14 protein-coding genes are annotated in these 15,913 nt (G+C 72.1%); 8 read left to right on the top strand and 6 right to left on the bottom strand.

The genetic code is table 11. From position 1 onward, the window contains the following. Window positions 1-393 precede the first annotated feature (393 nt). Complete coding sequence (locus ABTX18_RS32995; RefSeq protein ID WP_352126489.1) at window positions 394-1,308, top strand: aldo/keto reductase; 915 nt, start codon at window positions 394-396, stop codon at window positions 1,306-1,308. 90 nt (window positions 1,309-1,398) lie between these two features. Next, window positions 1,399-2,391: an aldo/keto reductase gene (locus tag ABTX18_RS32990; protein ID WP_352126488.1), complete on the top strand. Its 993-nt coding sequence runs from the start codon at window positions 1,399-1,401 to the stop codon at window positions 2,389-2,391. Between the two features lie 10 nt (window positions 2,392-2,401). Here the strand turns inward: ABTX18_RS32990 and ABTX18_RS32985 are convergent, their stop codons facing one another. Together ABTX18_RS32985 and ABTX18_RS32980 are read right to left on the bottom strand one after the other, a co-directional pair. Further along, window positions 2,402-3,595 (bottom strand): serine/threonine-protein kinase, encoded by a 1,194-nt coding sequence (locus ABTX18_RS32985; RefSeq protein WP_503061251.1) that lies wholly within the window; start codon window positions 3,593-3,595, stop codon window positions 2,402-2,404. 220 nt (window positions 3,596-3,815) lie between these two features. Beyond that, the gene (locus ABTX18_RS32980; RefSeq protein WP_352126486.1) at window positions 3,816-4,304 is read right to left on the bottom strand and encodes an Lrp/AsnC family transcriptional regulator; all 489 of its coding nucleotides are present in this window, start codon (window positions 4,302-4,304) and stop codon (window positions 3,816-3,818) included. A 243-nt stretch (window positions 4,305-4,547) separates the two neighbouring features. Here ABTX18_RS32980 and ABTX18_RS32975 point away from each other — a divergent pair, with 243 nt between their 5' ends. Together ABTX18_RS32975 and ABTX18_RS32970 are read left to right on the top strand one after the other, a co-directional pair. After that, window positions 4,548-6,056, top strand: coding sequence for an FUSC family protein (locus ABTX18_RS32975; protein ID WP_352126485.1), 1,509 nt, complete (start codon window positions 4,548-4,550; stop codon window positions 6,054-6,056). Window positions 6,057-6,159: 103 nt separating this feature from the next. Beyond that, a complete protein-coding gene (locus ABTX18_RS32970; protein WP_352126484.1) occupies window positions 6,160-7,230 on the top strand; it encodes a lactonase family protein in 1,071 nt (356 codons plus the stop codon). A 129-nt stretch (window positions 7,231-7,359) separates the two neighbouring features. Here ABTX18_RS32970 and ABTX18_RS32965 read toward each other — a convergent pair whose 3' ends face one another. Together ABTX18_RS32965 and ABTX18_RS32960 are read right to left on the bottom strand one after the other, a co-directional pair. Continuing rightward, window positions 7,360-8,283, bottom strand: a complete 924-nt coding sequence (locus ABTX18_RS32965; protein ID WP_352126483.1) for a sirohydrochlorin chelatase — start codon at window positions 8,281-8,283, stop codon at window positions 7,360-7,362. An 80-nt stretch (window positions 8,284-8,363) separates the two neighbouring features. After that, entirely contained in the window at window positions 8,364-9,449 is a 1,086-nt protein-coding gene (locus tag ABTX18_RS32960; protein WP_503061250.1) for an N-acetylglucosamine kinase, read from the bottom strand. A 176-nt stretch (window positions 9,450-9,625) separates the two neighbouring features. On the opposite strand from ABTX18_RS32960, the gene ABTX18_RS32955 reads away from it, so the two are divergent. Beyond that, window positions 9,626-10,303, top strand: coding sequence for a uracil-DNA glycosylase (locus ABTX18_RS32955; RefSeq protein WP_352126481.1), 678 nt, complete (start codon window positions 9,626-9,628; stop codon window positions 10,301-10,303). A gap of 6 nt (window positions 10,304-10,309) precedes the next feature. Here the strand turns inward: ABTX18_RS32955 and ABTX18_RS32950 are convergent, their stop codons facing one another. Together ABTX18_RS32950 and ABTX18_RS32945 are read right to left on the bottom strand one after the other, a co-directional pair. Then, complete coding sequence (locus ABTX18_RS32950; RefSeq protein WP_352126480.1) at window positions 10,310-11,398, bottom strand: WD40/YVTN/BNR-like repeat-containing protein; 1,089 nt, start codon at window positions 11,396-11,398, stop codon at window positions 10,310-10,312. Between the two features lie 122 nt (window positions 11,399-11,520). After that, window positions 11,521-12,579 (bottom strand): LacI family DNA-binding transcriptional regulator, encoded by a 1,059-nt coding sequence (locus ABTX18_RS32945; RefSeq protein ID WP_352126479.1) that lies wholly within the window; start codon window positions 12,577-12,579, stop codon window positions 11,521-11,523. Window positions 12,580-12,793: 214 nt separating this feature from the next. Between ABTX18_RS32945 and ABTX18_RS32940 the strand changes: the two genes are divergently transcribed. From ABTX18_RS32940 to ABTX18_RS32930, 3 genes are read left to right on the top strand one after another with little or no spacing between them, the layout of a single operon-like run. Beyond that, window positions 12,794-14,044 carry an extracellular solute-binding protein gene (locus ABTX18_RS32940; RefSeq protein WP_352126577.1) on the top strand — a complete coding sequence of 417 codons (1,251 nt, stop codon included), beginning with the start codon at window positions 12,794-12,796 and terminating at the stop codon, window positions 14,042-14,044. Window positions 14,045-14,046: 2 nt separating this feature from the next. Continuing rightward, on the top strand, window positions 14,047-14,976 hold the full coding sequence (locus ABTX18_RS32935; protein WP_328892459.1) for a carbohydrate ABC transporter permease: 930 nt from the start codon (window positions 14,047-14,049) through the stop codon (window positions 14,974-14,976). Between the two features lie 4 nt (window positions 14,977-14,980). Further along, a complete protein-coding gene (locus ABTX18_RS32930) occupies window positions 14,981-15,874 on the top strand; it encodes a carbohydrate ABC transporter permease (protein WP_352126478.1) in 894 nt (297 codons plus the stop codon). Window positions 15,875-15,913 lie beyond the last annotated feature (39 nt).

Here is a 15,913-nt window from a genome sequence, read left to right as displayed (position 1 = left end):
GGACCCGCCCGTACGGCCGGCGCCGGTCGTCCACCCAGGTGGTGTCCGTGATCGGGCGACCGAACACTCACACGTGGACATGTCATCGTCAACGAACTACGGGCAGGCGAAAGGGACTTGGCAAGTCTGGTCAAGTCGCCCTCGTGCGATCGCACAGCCGGCGCACAGAAAAGGCGGCGGTGGCGGGGAGGGGCCCAGGGCCCGCCGGTGCGAGAAAGCCGGGGCGGGGCTGGACAGAACGGCGGAGTGGATCTATCCTGCACTCACACCAAGTCACAGTAACGACAGACGCGTTGGCGCAAACTTATCACGATCCGTTGACTTGGCGCAAGTCTTCTGGCGCGCCGTCACTTTTCCGGCCGCCCATACACCGCTTTACGGAAGGCCTCACTCTTGACCTCGGAAACCCCCGACGCGGCGGCTGCCGGCACCTGGCAGCTCGGCGACCTCACCGTCAACCGGATCGGTTTCGGCGCGATGCGCCTGACTCAGAACGGTGCCGCCTTCGGCGACGACCGCGGCCCGCACGACCGGGACCGCGCGATCGCCGTGCTTCGCAGGGCTGTTGAGCTCGGTGTGAACCACATCGACACCGCCGCCTTCTACTTCTCACCGCTGCGCTCGGCCAACGAACTGATCAACACGGCACTGGGTCCGTACCCGGACGACCTGGTCATCACCACCAAGGTCGGCCCCAGCCGCGGCCCCGGCGGTGACTGGCCGGCGTGGGCCCGGCCCGGCCAACTGCGCGGGCAGGTCGAGGAGAACATCCGCCAGCTCGGCCGAGATCACCTCGACGTGGTGAACCTGCGGGTGAACGGGCCCGCCCCGATCGGCGAACACGTCGGCGTCCTGGCCGAGTTGCGGAAGGAGGGGCTCATCCGCCATCTCGGCCTCTCCAACGTCTGGCCCGACCAGATCGCCGAGGCCCGGGCCATCGCGCCCATCGTCTGCGTACAGAACAGATACGGCATCGGCGAACGGCGGGCCGACTCCGAGGACGTCCTGCGCACCTGCGGCGATCTCGGCATCGCCTTCGTACCGTTCTACGCGATCGCCGCGGGCGGCCGGGAGGCCGGTGCGGACCCCACCGCGGAGCACCGGGTGCTGCTCGACATCGCCCGTGCGCACGACGCCTCTCCCGCCCAGGTGCGGCTCGCCTGGACGCTCGGGCGCGGCCCGCACGTCCTGGCCATCCCGGGGACGGGCAACCCTGCCCACCTGGAGGCCAACGTGGCGGCGGGCGCTCTGCGGCTCACCGAGGAGGAGACCGAGCGGCTCACGGCGCTCGGCCAGGACGCCGGCTGACGGCCCGGCCGGGGCCGGGAGCGAGGCGTCTCCCGCCCCGGCGCCCGCGGTGGCCGCACTGTCCGGGACCGGCGACTTCCGGGACGTAGCATGATCCCCATGGAGCAACGAGAACTGGGCAGGACCGGACGGGACGTATCGGTCGCAGGGCAGGGCACATGGCAGCTCGGCGGGGACTGGGGCGAGGTGCGCGAGGCCGACGCCTTCGGTGTCCTCGACGCCGCCGTCGGGGCGGGAGTCACCTTCTTCGACACCGCGGACGTGTACGGGGACGGACGCAGCGAGCAGCTCATCGGCCGCTATCTGAAGGAACGGCCCGACGCGGGCGTCCTCGTGGCGACGAAGATGGGCCGGCGCGCCGACCAGGTGCCGGAGAACTACGTCCTGGACAACTTCCGCGCGTGGAACGACCGCTCCCGGGCCAACCTCGGGGTCGACACCCTCGATCTCGTACAGCTGCACTGCCCGCCCACGGCCGTCTTCTCCTCGGACGAGGTCTACGACGCCCTGGACACGCTGGTCGCCGAGCAGCGGATCGCCGCCTACGGGGTGAGCGTCGAGACGTGCGCCGAGGCCCTGACGGCCATCGCGCGCCCGGGCGTCGCGAGCGTACAGATCATCCTCAACCCGTTCCGCCTCAAGCCGCTGGACGAGGTCCTGCCGGCCGCGCGTGCGGCCGGGGTCGGCATCATCGCGCGGGTGCCGCTCGCCTCCGGTCTGCTCTCCGGCAAGTACACCGCGGACACCGTCTTCGCGCCCGAGGACCACCGCACGTACAACCGGCACGGGGAGGCGTTCGACCAGGGCGAGACCTTCTCCGGGATCGACTACGGCACCGGCGTGGCCGCGGCGGCCGAGTTCGCCGGATTCGCTCCCGAAGGGGCGACCCCGGCCCAGACCGCGCTGCGCTGGATCATTCAGCAGCCCGGCGTCACCAGCGTCATCCCCGGCGCCCGCTCGGTGGAGCAGGCCCGGGCCAACGCGGCCGCGGCGGCTCTGGCACCACTGCCGCAGAGCACGCTGGACGCGGTGCGCGACCTCTACGACCGCAGGATCCGCGCGGCGGTCCACGACCGCTGGTAGCGGCGCCCGGCTACTCGCCGGGTGCGGGGGACGGCGGCCCGCTCGTCGAGGCGCCGCCGTCCGGAGTGGTGGCCGAGCTGGAATCGGGCGAGAACAGGCTCATCCCCAGATAGACGGCGGCGAGGAAGGCGACCGTCCCCGCGATCGCGCTGGCCACTCTGGGCCGGCGTCTGATGGCCTCGCGGGTGCTGCGCCGGCGGTTGATGCGGGGCCGGGCCGCCGCACGCCGCCCCCGGCCGGCCGGCTGGGGCAGCCGGTACGTCGTCGGGGCGCCGGGGTCCGCGCCGGAGCGCTGCGCGGCAGGCGACGGCGAGGGCCGTGCCGGCGTCCGCGTGTGGGCCGCCGCAGGAGCGCGCGGGGGAGCGGGCCGGTGCTGCGGCAGCGGCTCCGCCTGACCCCGCCAGGCCTCGCCGTGGAACCAGTCGGCGACCTGCTGGGCGGTGGGCCGGTCCTCCGGCTGCTTCGCGAGCAGACCCAGGAGGTACGAGTCGAAGGCCGCCGACATGTCGACGCCCCGCTGCCGCAGCGGGACGGGAGGCGTGTCCACGTGCTGGTACAGGGTCGCGGTCGGAGTGTCCGAGCGGAACGGCGGCTGGCCGAGCAGCAGTTGGTAGATGACACAGCCCAGCGAGTACATGTCCGACGCGGCACCGGCCGTGCGGCCGAGGGCCCGCTCCGGAGCGAGGTAGAGACTCGTGCCGACGATGTGCCCCGTCGTCGTGAGGGCGGCCGAGGGGTCGTCGACGAACTGGGCGATCCCGAAGTCCCCGATCTTCACGGAGCCTTCGGCGTCCAGCATCAGGTTTCCCGGCTTGATGTCCCGGTGGACGACGCCCTGTCGATGGGCCGCCGCCAGCCCGGCGGCCGCCTGGCCGGCGATCCGGGCGACCTGTTCCGGACCCAGCCGCTCCTGTGACAGGAGCAGGTCGGACAGGCTCCTGCCCTCGACGAGTTCCATCACCAGATAGAGCCGGTCCTCCCAGGACCCGAAGTCGAACACGGCCACCAGGTGCGGGTGGCTCAGTCGTGCGGCGGTCTGGGCCTCCAGCCGGAACCGCGCCGTGGCCGACTCTTCGGCGTGTTCGCCCAGCAGCAGCTTCACCGCGACGGCCCTGCCGAGGACCTCGTCCGTGGCCCGCCAGACCTCACCCATCCCGCCTCGGCCGATGGCGGATATCAATCGGTACCGACCAGCAACCAGCACCTGTGCACACCTATCTCGAATAGCTCGCGAATCCCGGACAGCCACGGGCCGGGTACCGCTCCGGCCACCGCGGCGGCGACCTCGCCCGGAACGAGGGACGGGGTGGGGCACGCGGCAAGATCAGGATATCCGGCGCGCGGACCCGGGACGACCGGCCGTCATCCCGCTCCGGCAGCCGTGATGGTGACGGTCAGGCAGGCCCGGGGCGTCCCGGAGACGGTCATCCCTGACCGGGCGCGGCCGCCGCCCGGCCCAGCGATTCCACGAGCGGCAGCAACCGGTGCGGCACCCGTTCGCGCAGCGCCACCTCCGTCCGGGTCCTGACGACGCCCGGGAGCTGGATCAGCTGCTGGATCACGTCCTCCAGGTGCCCGTTGTCCCGCGCCACCACCCGGGTCAGCAGATCGCCACCGCCCGTGGTGGAGAACGCCTCGACGATCTCCGGCACCGCGGCGAGCGCCTCGCCGACGTCGTCGAGGTGCCCCTGCGTCACCTCCAGGTGGACGAAGGCGAGCACCGGGTGGCCGAGGGCGGCGGGGGAGAGGAACGGGCCGCTGCCGGTGATCACACCGTCCCGTTCCAGTCGGTCGATCCGGGCCTGGAGGGTGCCCCGGGCGATGGACAGGATCCGCGCGTACTCACGCACGCTCGTCTGCGGCTGCTCGATGAGCAGCCGCAGGATCCGGGTGTCGAGCGCGTCCACCGCCATGGTCCGCCGGCCTTTCCCTGGTACGTCGGTCGGGGTGGCGACTGTACCAATGGCGTTGGTCCGTTGGTCGGCCGCCGGTACCCCAGGTCCGTAATCCACTGTGCCATTGGCTCAGTGTTCACGGGACAAGTTGAGCCACCAGGCCTTTGGGTGCTCTCATGTACCTGTCGATGGCGCTGCGGATCCCGTGGCGCCTTTTTCATGCCGGCACACGAAACCGGTGAGTGGAGGCGGGGAGCAGCAGTGCTGAGAAAAGCGTTCGTGGCCCGGGACCCGGGACGGCTGCGGCTGCGCTTCGCCGGCCGCGCGGTCCTCGGCATCGGGCTCGCCGTGACGGTGTGCGGCCTGGCCGGGCATTCGCTCGTCGCGGCGATCACGGGAGGGCTGGCCGCGCTGCTCGCCCTGTTCACGGTGACCGACCCCACCGTCCGCGGCCAGGCGGTCACCACGGCGCTGCTGCCCGCCGTCGGGTTCCCGGTGCTCGCGCTCGCCGCCGTACTCCACGACCATCCGCTCGCGCGCGACGCCGCCTTCCTGGCGGTCATGGGCATGGGCGTGTACGCGCGCCGGTGGGGCCCGCGCGGACACTCCCTCGGCGTCTTCGCCTTCATGGCCTTCTTCACCACGCAGTTCCTCCACACGCTGCCCGGACAGCTGCCCGAGCTGTACTCCGCGGTCGCCCTCTCGCTGCTCTCCTCGTCGGCCGTCCGCTTCGGCCTGTGGTGCTACGAACGCCGGCTGACGCCGCCCTTCGTCCCCGCCCCGGTCAGCGGTCGGGGCCTGGCCAGGGTCACCACCCGGCAGGCGGTCCAGGCGACCGCCGGCGGAGCCGTCGCGCTGCTGGCGGGGCAGTTCCTGTCCGACCAGCGCTGGTACTGGGCCGTGGGCGCCACCTGGTGGGTCTTCGTGAACACGGCGTCGCGCGGCGAGACGCTGGTACGCGGCTTCCGCCGGGTGCTGGGCACGCTCATCGGCATCCCCGTCGGCCTCGCCGTCGTCGTCCCGCTGGACGGGGCGCCCGTCCCCACCGCGGTCCTCGTCGCCTTCGGGGTGTTCGGGATCTTCTACACCGCCGCGGTCTCGTACACCTGGATGATGTTCTCCGTGACGGTGATGGCCGGGGCGCTCTACGGGTCCCTGGGCGTGCTCGACCCGGGCCTGCTCGCCCTGCGGCTCGGTGAGACGGCCGTCGGCGCGCTGGGCGCGATGCTGGCGGTGCTGTGCGTGCTGCCCGTCACCACGCATGCCACGACCGACGCCTGGATCCAGCGGGCCCTGCGCTGCGTGCACGCCTGTACGGAGGAGGCCGCTGCCCGGCTCTCGGGCTCGGCCGCCGCCGACCCGGCGCCGCGCATCGCCGAACTCGAGGCGCTCCTCGGCCGCGTCCGGCTCTCGCTGGCCCCGCTGGTCCATCCGCTGAGCCCGCTGCGCGCCCGCAGGGCCCGGGCCGGGCACGTCCTGGCCCTCCTCGACGCGTGCGCGCGGGAGGTGCGCGGACTGGCCTCGGTGGCGGCGGATCCGGAAGCCTCCCACGACGCCCGGCTCGCCGCGGCCTGCTGGCGCGTCGAGAGTGCCGTGGAGGCGCTCACCGCACCCGGAGGACCGGCCCGCGCCGCGGTCGGCGCCCTGCTCCCGGCGCACCCGGCGGCGACGGAACCCGCCCTCGCCCACCTGCACGGCCTGGAGCGCGCACTCGCCGAACTGGCCGCGCCCCTGCACGCCCCGCCCCGCGCGCCTCTCGTCCCGGCCTGATCCCGCGCCGCCCGACCGGACCACGCAGGGCACTGCTACGGTCGCCGCGGAAGATCACGGCGGCCGCCGCCGTCGCGATCAGTCGGCGGAGAAAGGCAGTGCGGTGGACAGCAGCAACGGTGCCGGTCGGGCATTCATCGGATCGTTCACCTCGACGGGCGGACGCGGTATCACCGTGGCCGCCGTCGACGGGGAGACCGGGGCGCTCACCGTCCTCGGCGCGACGGACGTCGTGCCCGATCCCTCCTACCTCGCGCTCGGCCGGGGCACCGGCCCCGGCGGCGCGGTCCTCTACGCGGTCAGCGAGACGGAGAAGGGCGCCGCGGCGGCCCTCGACATCAGCCAGGACGTCCCGCGGCCCCTGGGGGAGACCCGGCCGGTCGACGGCGACGGCCCCACGCACCTCGCGGTCGCGGCGGGCCATGTGGTCACCGCCAACTACAACTCAGGCAGCGTCACCGTCCTGCCCGTGCTCGCGGACGGTTCGCTCGGCGAGGCCGCCTGCGTACGCGCGCACGAGGGCAGCGGCCCGGTCACCGGGCGCCAGGAGGGACCGCACGCCCACCAGGCCGTCCCCGACCCGACGGGGAACTGGGTGCTCAGTGTCGACCTCGGCACCGATTCCGTATGGATCTACGCACTCGACCCGGACACCGGGCAGCTGCGCCCGCACGGTGAGACGGCGCTGCGGCCCGGGACCGGCCCGCGCCATCTCGCGTTCCACCCCGCCGGCGGCCACGCCTATGTGGTGAACGAGCTGGACCCCACGGTCACGGTGTGCCGGTGGGACGCCGGCGCGGGGACCCTGGAAGCGGTCGGTGAGACGCCCGTGCTGCCTGCCGGGGCGAACGGCGGCGACGGTACGGAGAGCTATCCGTCCGAGGCCGTCGTGGCCCACGACGGCCGGTTCCTGTGGGTGGCCACCCGCGGGCGCGACACCATCTCCGTGCTCGCCCTCGACGCCACGGGCGAGCAGGCGTCCCTCGTCACGACCGTGAGCTGCGGCGGGCACTGGCCGCGCGATCTCGCCCTCGACCCCACCGGCCGGCGGCTGTACGCGGCCAACGAGCGGTCGGGGGACGTCAGCTGGTTCACCGTGGACCCGCGGACCGGTGTCCCGGCCCCGGGAGGGTCCCTGAAGGTCCCCTCGGCCTCCTGCGTGATCTTCGCCTGAGAACGACGTACGCCCCGGGACCAGCAAGCGGGTCCCGGGGCGTACGTGTGTCACGGGCGGGGCGGGGGCGCGTCGTCCGGCCCCGCCCCGCCCGTGTCGGGCAGCGCACCCGGCCGCCCGTGGACCGGATCAGAGGGCCTGGGCTCCCTGTGCCATCGCCGGAGCGATGCCGAGCGCGGTCGTGTACATCGACAGCACCAGCTTGCCGATCGCCGGATACGCGCCGAGCGGCTCGGCGCTCGCGCAACCGGCCTCCTTCACCGCGGCGTCCAGCAGGCCGTCGGCCACCTCCGGACCCACCACGTAGGGCGCCACGGCCAGCTGCAGCGAGCCGGAGCCCTTCAGCTGCTCCGCGATCGAGGCGACCGAGCCCGCGACGTCGAGGGCGGCGGCCATCACCGGTACCGCGAGCCGCGCGGCCAGCAGCATGCCGGTGATCCCCGCGGCCTGCACGGCCTCCTCGCCGCCCACGGTGGCCAGCACGATGCCGTCGGCGGCCGTGGCCACGGTGAACAGCCTGGCGCGGTCCGCGCGGGCGAGACCGGCCTCGGAGAGGCGCACGTGCAGCGCCTCGGCGAGCAGCGGGTGCGGGCCGAGCACATCGGTCAGCTCGGCCGGAGCGCCGCTCTCCTCGATCGCACGGCTCATCCGCTGAACCAGCGCGCTGTCGGGTCCCGTGAGCAGCGGCACGACGACGGCGGCGGGGCCCTCGGGCTCGGCGACCTCGCGGCCGGCGGCCTTCGCCTGCTCGAAGCGCGCGATGCGCTCGGCGGCGGCGTGCGCGAGCACGGAGGCGAGCGCGGGGTACTCGGCGTCGTCGCCGTCGAGGTAACCGATCAGGGCGTTCAGGCCGGGCAGCTCGGAGCGGGCGATGCTGATGACCTCTTCGGCCAGACTGCGGCTGGCCGGGGAGGGGGTACCGGGAACGGCGAGAACGAGCGCGGCAGCGCCCTCAGGCGCGACCACGGGCTCCGGGCGGCGGTGCCGTCCGGACTGGCGAGGTCGCGGCATTCGTACAGGCAGGCCGGAAGCGGGCCCAGTGGGGGTGCTCATGGCGCCGCATGCTACTGGTTTTGGGTACCCCGCTGCTCGGGGAGGGGCCGGTCGTGCGTTGTCTGTCCGCATTTATCCGATCAGTGGCTTACCGGCCGACTGCCCTGCTCTGTCGCCCCCGTGAGGGCCTCTCCGCCGCCTCCGGGGAAGGCGCCGGATCCCTGCCCCGGTCCGGTGACCCGGAGCAGCGTGGGATGGAGCGGCAACCGCAGACCTCCCGTGGCGAGCGCCTGCGCGATGAGCAGCGAACCGGCCAGCGGATCACCCGGACCGGGGACCGCCCGTGCCTGCGGCAGCTGTCGCGCCAGCTCCTCGCGCAGCGGTACGAGCAGCGGCTCGCCCATCCGGAACAGGCCGCCCGTCAGGGCCACTTCGCATTCCGGATCGTCCGCCCCGGCCTGCGGGCACACCGCGGCGGCTGCCTCGGCGATGTGCCCGGCGGCGTCGCGCAGGATGGTCTCGGCGACGGGATCGTGCGCCGCGCACGCGGCCACCTCGGGGGCGAACGAGGCCAGGACGGCGGGCCGGTCGGTACGCGTATAGAGCAGGCCGGGCAGGTCGGGCGCCGGGCCGAACACCGCCTCCACCCGGGCCAGCAGGGCCGGCGAACCGCCGCGTCGCCCGTCATGGGCGCGCATCGCCGCGTCGAGCCCGGCCCGCCCGATCCAGGCGCCGCCCCCGCTGTCGCCCAGCAGATGTCCCCAGCCGTCGGCCCGGCGCCACCGCGTGAGATCCGTGCCCAGGGCGATCAGGCCGGTGCCGGCCGCCACGACGGCGCCGGGCCGCTGCCCGACCGCCCCGGCGTAGGCGGTCACCGCGTCGGCGGCGAGCGCGAGGTGCGACAGCCCGAACGCGTCCGCCAGGGCCGTGGGCAGTTCGGCGCGCAGCCGGTCGCCCAGCGTGGCCATACCGGCCGCCCCGATCGCGGCGGCGGCGATCCGGTCGCCGCCGCCGTGCCGGGCGAGCAGCTGCCGGACGGTGGGCAGCAACTGTTCGAGAAGATGGCCGGCGTCGATGCCCGAGGGCCCGGTCCGCACCGGTTCGGCGCACGCCGCGGTGGCCAGGGGGCCGTCCCCGTCCACGGTGCCCAGCGCCACCCTCAGCCCGGAACCGCCCGAGTCGACCCCGAGGACGTAATCCCCGGGCATATGCCCGTCTGACTCCATGGAGCGGCTCCCGTAAGCAGAAGAAGGACGGCGGCAGCCTATCCCCGGGCGCACCCCGTGTCCCCGGCGCGTGGCGGCGTACCGGAGGTCCCCGGGTCACTGGGCCTGTGGCCTGCGCGTTCACCGGGGCGGGGGAGCTGCGGGACACCCGCCCTTACGCCGGTAGGGTGACTCCTGTGACAGCGCGACCGTTGAACGAAGTTGTGGAGCCCGGCTGGGCTCAGGCGTTGGCCCCCGTGGCGGGGCGCATCGCCGAGATGGGGGACTTCCTGCGGGCGGAGGTCGCGGCCGGCCGCACGTATCTGCCGTCGGGGGCGAACGTGCTGCGCGCGTTCCAGCAGCCCTTCGACGAGGTGCGCGTCCTGATCGTCGGTCAGGACCCCTACCCCACACCGGGGATGGCCATCGGGCTGAGCTTCGCGGTCGCACCGGAGGTCGGCCGGCTTCCGGGCAGCCTGGAGAACATCTACCGCGAACTGCACACGGACCTGGGGCTGCCCCGCCCGTCGAACGGCGACCTGACGCCGTGGACGCGCCAGGGCGTCCTGCTGCTGAACAGGGCGCTGACGACCGAGCCCCGCAAGCCCGCCGCCCACCGCGGCAAGGGCTGGGAAGCCGTCACCGAGCAGGCCATCCGGGCGCTGGTCGCGCGGGGCACTCCGCTGGTGTCCATCCTGTGGGGCCGCGACGCCCGCAACCTCCGGCCCCTGCTGGGGGACTTCCCGGCGATCGAGTCCGCCCATCCGTCCCCCATGTCGGCCGACCGCGGCTTCTTCGGTTCGCGCCCGTTCAGCAAGGCCAACGAACTCCTGAGCCGCCAAGGGGCGCAGCCGGTGGACTGGCGCCTGCCCTAGCGCGGGTCACCCGTCGATCGTGGCCGCCCGGACACACAGCACGTCCGGCAGGTGCGAGGCGAGCTGCTGCCAGCTGTCGCCGTCGTCCGCGCTCGCGTACACCTCGCCGTTGCGGTTGCCGAAGTACACACCGGCCGGATCGGCGTCGTCCGTACAGAGCGCGTCCCGCAGCACCGTGCCGTAGTGCGCGCCGTCGGGCAGCCCCGAGGACAGGGGCTCCCAGGTGCTGCCCGCGTCGGTGGTCCGGAAGACGCGGCACCGGTGCCCGGCCGGCACCCGGTCGGAGTCGGCGTTGATCGGGAAGAGGTACGCCGTGTCCGCGCGGTGCGGGTGCGCCGCGACCGCGAAGCCGAAGTCGGAGGGAAGGCCCGCGCCGATGTCCGTCCAGCTGTCCCCGGCGTCGTCGCTGCGGAACACACCCCAGTGGTTCTGGAGATAGAGGCGGTCGGGGTCGACGGCGTCCCGGCTGACCTTGTGGACGCACTGGCCGAACTCCGGGTCGGGATCGGGCAGGAAGACCGCCGACACCCCCCGGTTGGCCGGGGCCCAGCTCTCGCCGCCGTCCGCCGTCCTGAACACCCCGGCGGTGGACACGGCGACGGTGACCGACCGCGGGTCCCGCTCGTCCGTCAGTACCGTGTGCAGCCCCTCGCCGCCCCCGCCCGGCACCCACTTCGAGCGCGTCGGATGCTCCCAGAGCGGGCGCACCAGTTCGAACGACTCGCCCCTGTCCCCCGAACGGAACAGCGCGGCCGGCTCGGTGCCCGCGTATACGACATCGGGCGCCTCGGGGCCCGCCGGATGCAGCTGCCAGACCCGTTCCAGCGACGTCCCGGTGAACTCCGGGAACTTGACGGCCGGTTGCTTGGGCTCGACCCAGCTGGCACCCAGGTCGTCGGAGTGGAAGACGGATGGGCCCCAGTGCGCGCTGTCACCGCCCACCAGCAGCCGGGGGACGTCGCCGCGTTTGTCGATGGCGATGGAGTAGATCGCCTGAGCGTTGAAGTGCGGACCCGCGAACTCCCATGCACCGCCGCTCCCGCGGCCGATGAAGAGCCCCTTGCGGGTGCCGACGGTGAGCAGAACATCGGTCATGACCGAACCTCCCGAGACGCCGTTGTGCCGGATACGTGCCAGTCTGCACCCGGCCACTGACAGCGGCGCGCAGGACGGCTCCGGACACCGCCGCTTCCGCGGCGGGGGCGACGGGGCAACGGTCAGCGGCCAGGGGCCGCCGTGCTGCTGCGTACCACCAGGTTGGTGGCCAGGTCGACGCGGGTGGTCGCGGGCTGCCGGCCCCGGCCGAGGTCGAGGACCAGCCGGGCCGCGGTCTCGGCCATCTCGATCAGCGGCTGGCGCACCGTGGTCAGCGGCGGCCCGATCCACCGGGTGAGCGGCAGGTCGTCGAAACCGATCACGCTGAGGTCCTCGGGGATGCGCAGTCCCAGCTCCCGCGCGGCCTCGTACACGCCGAGCGCCTGCAGGTCGTTCCCGGCGAAAATGGCCGTCGGCCGGTCCTCCATGCGCAGCAGCTCCAGGCCCGCGGTGTAGCCGGCCTCGTGATGGAACTCGCCCTCGCGGACCAGGGCGGGGTCGATCGGCAGGCCCGCCGTCTCCAGGGCGGCGCGGTAGCCGTCCACCCGGGCACGGCTGCACATCATGCGCGACGGGCCGCTGATGACGCCGATCCGACGGTGCCCGAGCCCGGTGAGGTGGCGGGTCGCGGCGAGCCCGCCCTGCCAGTTCGTCGTCCCGACGGACGGGATGTCGTCGCCGGGGTCGCCGGCCGGGTCGACCACCGCGTACGGGATGTTGCGGCTGGTGAGCTGTGCACGCTGGGCGGCGGTGAGGTCCGAGAGGACCAGGATCACCCCGACCGGCCTGCGGGCCAGCACGCCGTCCACCCAGGTCTGCCCGGGGGTGAGGCGGCCCGCGCTCTCCGAGAGCACCAGGCTCAGGCCCTCCTCCCGCGCGACGTTCTCCACACCGCGCACGACCTCCATGGCCCACGCGCTGTCCAGCTCGTGGAAGACCAGATCGATCAGTTGCGATTGTGTCGTGGAGCCGCGTCTGCGGCGGTAGCCGTGCAGCAGCAACAGCTCCTCGACCTTGGTGCGCGTGCCGGGGGCGACATCGGCCCGCCCGTTCAGCACTTTCGAAACTGTCGGAGCCGAGACTCCGGCCGCCCGGGCGATTTCCGCCAACGTGGCGGTGCCGTCCGACGACTCGCCGACAGGCGCCTTCTCCTGATGTGACTGGACGTTTGCGGGGCTCATACAGGGAATCGTAACTGCCCGCCGCAAGGAGGGGTGGCGTGGCCCCCGAGGAAAATTCCCTCGTCCGGACCTCTTGACTGGCCCGAAACGCGACCGTACGGTTCCGGCAACATTCGCAAGCAGGGCCGAAACATTCGACAGAGGTGCGGTCATGGGGTCGGGAATTTTCACTCAGAGTACGCGTGCGGCGAGATGGACGGCAGCCGGTGCGGCCATGCTCATGGCGGGCGTGCTGGTGGGCTGCGGGTCGGACGGCGGCAGCGGCGGTGACGGCGGCGGCACCCTCACCGCGTACGTCTACGGCGACGACGCGGTCAAGGTGCAGGAAGCCGCGGTCAAGGAGTTCAACAAGACCTCGAAGGTCAAGGTCAAGCTCGTTCCCGTTCCGGGCACCGAATACGTCAACAAGCTGCGCAGCGCCATGGGCTCCCCGAGCGCGCCCGACATCTTCTTCAACTGGGGCGGCGGCTCCATCAAGCCGTACGTCGACGCCAACCAGCTGGTCGACCTCACGTCGACGGTGAAGAACGACGCCACGCTCAAGGCCGGCTTCCTGCCCTCGATCGTCACCGCCGGTGGCCTCGACGGGAAGACCTACGGCATCCCCATGCGCGGCATGCAGCCCGTGATGCTCTTCTACAACAAGTCCCTCTTCGCCGAGAACAACATCGAGCCCCCCAAGACGTGGGAGGACCTGCAGAAGGCCATCACCACCTTCAAGAGCAAGGGCATCACCCCCTTCGCTCTCGGCGGCTCCGACAAGTGGCCCGAGCTGATGTGGATGGAGTACCTCCTGGACCGGATCGGGGGCCCCGACGTCTTCCGGAAGATCCAGAACGGCGACACCTCCGGCTGGGGCGACCCGGCCGTGCTCAAGACGGCCCAGACCGTCAAGCAGCTCGTCGACGACGGTGCCTTCGGCAAGAACTTCAACTCCGTCGACTACGGCAACGGAGGCGCGCCCACCCTGCTCAACAAGGGCAAGGCCGCCATGCACCTGATGGGCTCGTGGGAGTACTCGACCCAGCTGGGCAAGGCGCCCGAGTTCGCCAAGAAGGACCTCGGCTGGACGGCGTTCCCGACCGTGACCGGCGGCGCCGGTGACGCGGCGAACGTGGTGGGCAACCCCACCAACTACTGGTCGGTCAACGCCCGGACCAAGCACAAGGACGAGGCCATAGCGTTCCTCAAGACCATGGCGTCCAAGACCTACGCCCAGGCCCTGGTCGACAACGGTGACGTCCCGACCACGTCGAACGCCGCCTCCATGCTGAGCGGCTCGCCCAACCCGAAGTTCGCCACCGACCAGTACGACATGGTCCAGAAGGCCCCGGACTTCACACTCTCCTGGGACCAGGCACTGGAGTCCAAGTACGCCACCCCGCTGCTCACCGAGATCAGCAAGCTGTTCGCCGGTAAGTCGACCCCCGAGCAGTTCGTCGCCGCTATGAAGGCCGTCAACTAAAAATGTCCCATGTCTCTTCGTACAAAAAGGTGCGCGGAGGAAGGAAGGCGGCCGTCGGCAATGTCGGCCGCCCCCCGGTCGCCTGGGCCGTGCCCGGCATCCTCTTCTTCGCCCTCTTCGCGATCGTCCCACTCGCGATCGCCGTCTACCTCTCCTTCTGCCAGTGGGACGGGCTGAACTCCCCGACACCCGTCGGCACGGACAACTGGACCCGGCTGTTCAAGGACCCGGAGTTCCGCCAGGCCGCGTGGCTCAGCCTGCTCCTCACCACGATCAGCTGGGCCTTCCAGACCCCGGTGGCGCTGCTGCTCGGTGTCTGGGCGGCGGGCAGACAGCGCAGCCGGGCCGTGCTCTCGGCGGTCTTCTTCATCCCGCTGCTGCTCTCCACCACGGCCATCGCCATGCTGTTCCACGCGCTGCTCGACCCCAACTTCGGTGTCATCAAGACGATCGGACCCTGGTTCGGGATCGATCCGAACATCATGGGCTCGTCCACCGGCGCGCTGCTCACCGTGGCATTCGTCGGCGGCTGGCAGTTCATGCCGTTCCACACCCTGATCTATCAGGGCGGCACCCGGCAGATACCCCAGGTCCTGTACCAGGCCGCGGAGATCGACGGCGCCGGCATGCTCCGCCAGTTCTTCCACATCACCCTGCCGCAACTGCGCAACACCATCACGACCTCCTCGGTCCTGATGATCGTCGGCTCGCTGACGTACTTCGACACCGTGCTGATCATGACCAAGGGCGGCCCCGGCACGGACACCACCGTCCTGCCGTACCTGATGTACCGGACCGGCTTCCAGACCTACGACCTCGGCTACGCCGCGGCGATCGCCACCGCCCTGGTCGTGGTGGCCACCGCACTGTCGCTGATCCTGGTCCGCTTCAGCGGTTTCGGGAACATGCGGTCCACCCGGGAAGGTATGTGACGAGATGTCAATCGACACCCGCCCCGTGGCGCGCCCCACGTCGCCCGTGACCCGGAGCCGGCTGGCCGCCGCCCGGCGCCGCCGGAAGTGGGGCAACCCACTGGCCGGCCTGGGCTCGCTGGTCTGGCTGCTGCTCGTGGTCGTCCCGCTCTACACGCTGGTCTCCTCCTCGCTCATGCACCAGGACGAGGCCCTCAACGGCGAGCCGCTGGCCATCCCGACCGACCCGACGCTCGACAACTACCGCACCGTGCTCGACAGCGGCTTCTCCGGGATGCTCACCAACACGGCCATCGTCGCCGTGGCGACCGTGGCTATCGTCCTGCTGCTCTCGGTGCCCGTCGCGTACGTCGCGGTACGGACCCGCAGCCGGCTCTCCTCGCTCGCCTTCCGGACCTTCCTGCTCGGCGTGGCCATCCCCGCGCAGGCCGTGATCGTGCCGCTGTACCTGCTGATCAGCAAGATGGGTCTGTACGACAGCCTGCCGGCCATCATCCTGCCGACCGCGGCGTTCGCGATGCCGGTGGCCGTGCTGATCCTCAGCGGCACCATGCGTGATGTCTCCGAGGAGATGTACGAGGCGATGGCCCTCGACGGCGCGAGCCCCCTGCGGATGCTCTGGCAGATGGCGATCCCGATGTCCAAGGCGGGCATCAGCACGGTGGCCATCTACACGGCTCTCCAGGCGTGGAACGGCTTCCTGTTCCCGCTGATCCTGACCCAGTCGGAGGAGAACCGGGTGCTCACGCTGGGCCTCTTCAACTTCATGTCCCAGTTCGGGGTCAATGTGCCCGCCGTCCTGGCCGCGATCGTGCTCTCCGTCGTGCCGATCTTCGCCGTGTACCTCGTGGCACGGAAGGCGCTGGTCAACGGACTGATGGGGGTGGGCGGCAAGTAGCGCTCCACGCCGCCCCGCACCACCGTACTCATGAGAGGA

The organism is Streptomyces sp. NPDC096323, assembly GCF_040302845.1.
In the GTDB taxonomy this organism is placed as follows: domain Bacteria; phylum Actinomycetota; class Actinomycetes; order Streptomycetales; family Streptomycetaceae; genus Streptomyces.
The sequence above is the reverse complement of the archived record's forward strand: the minus strand, read 5'-3'. Positions and strand labels throughout refer to the sequence as shown.

Bases quoted from the DNA above. Each gene is read 5' to 3' on its own strand.
- ABTX18_RS32935 (WP_328892459.1), top strand. From the start codon at position 14,047: ATGTCCCATGTCTCTTCGTACAAAAAGGTGCGCGGAGGAAGGAAGGCG.
- ABTX18_RS32930 (WP_352126478.1), top strand. From the start codon at position 14,981: ATGTCAATCGACACCCGCCCCGTGGCGCGCCCCACGTCGCCCGTGACC.
- ABTX18_RS32940 (WP_352126577.1), top strand. From the start codon at position 12,794: ATGCTCATGGCGGGCGTGCTGGTGGGCTGCGGGTCGGACGGCGGCAGC.
- ABTX18_RS32990 (WP_352126488.1), top strand. From the start codon at position 1,399: ATGATCCCCATGGAGCAACGAGAACTGGGCAGGACCGGACGGGACGTA.
- ABTX18_RS32965 (WP_352126483.1), bottom strand. From the start codon at position 8,283: ATGAGCACCCCCACTGGGCCCGCTTCCGGCCTGCCTGTACGAATGCCG.
- ABTX18_RS32945 (WP_352126479.1), bottom strand. From the start codon at position 12,579: ATGAGCCCCGCAAACGTCCAGTCACATCAGGAGAAGGCGCCTGTCGGC.
- ABTX18_RS32980 (WP_352126486.1), bottom strand. From the start codon at position 4,304: ATGGCGGTGGACGCGCTCGACACCCGGATCCTGCGGCTGCTCATCGAG.
- ABTX18_RS32960 (WP_503061250.1), bottom strand. From the start codon at position 9,449: ATGGAGTCAGACGGGCATATGCCCGGGGATTACGTCCTCGGGGTCGAC.
- ABTX18_RS32950 (WP_352126480.1), bottom strand. From the start codon at position 11,398: ATGACCGATGTTCTGCTCACCGTCGGCACCCGCAAGGGGCTCTTCATC.